Origin of the sequence: Rubrivivax albus (assembly GCF_004016515.1) — a bacterium.
Classification (GTDB): Bacteria; Pseudomonadota; Gammaproteobacteria; order Burkholderiales; family Burkholderiaceae_C; genus Rubrivivax; species Rubrivivax albus.
The window spans coordinates 1-255 of record NZ_SACT01000067.1 but is presented as its reverse complement, the minus strand read 5'-3'; the positions used below and the strand labels follow the sequence as shown (position 1 = coordinate 255).

The following is a 255-nucleotide window of genomic DNA, read 5'->3' as shown; positions in this document are numbered from 1 at the left end:
GCGCTACCTCATCATCAGCGAAGTTGGGACCACGGCGGCACTGGCGCAGCCGCGCCCGGGCGTAGCTGTGTGCCTTGGAGTAGCGGTAGTGGCCAGATGAGCGATCGGCGTTGCGGCGGAGTTCGCGACTGACGGTGGCCACACTGCGCTGCAACCGCCTGGCAATGGATCGCAAGGACTTCCCCATGGACTTGTCCTGGCTGATCAGATACCGTTCTTCGAGGGTGAGATGGTTATACGACATGGTTGCAACCC

At 62.0% G+C, this 255-nt stretch carries 1 protein-coding gene; it reads right to left on the bottom strand.

Annotated elements, in window-relative coordinates; translation table 11 throughout:
* Positions 1-255, bottom strand: a 255-nt coding sequence (locus ENE75_RS25985) for a helix-turn-helix domain-containing protein (protein ID WP_158289105.1), incomplete at both ends; no start/stop codon positions are given.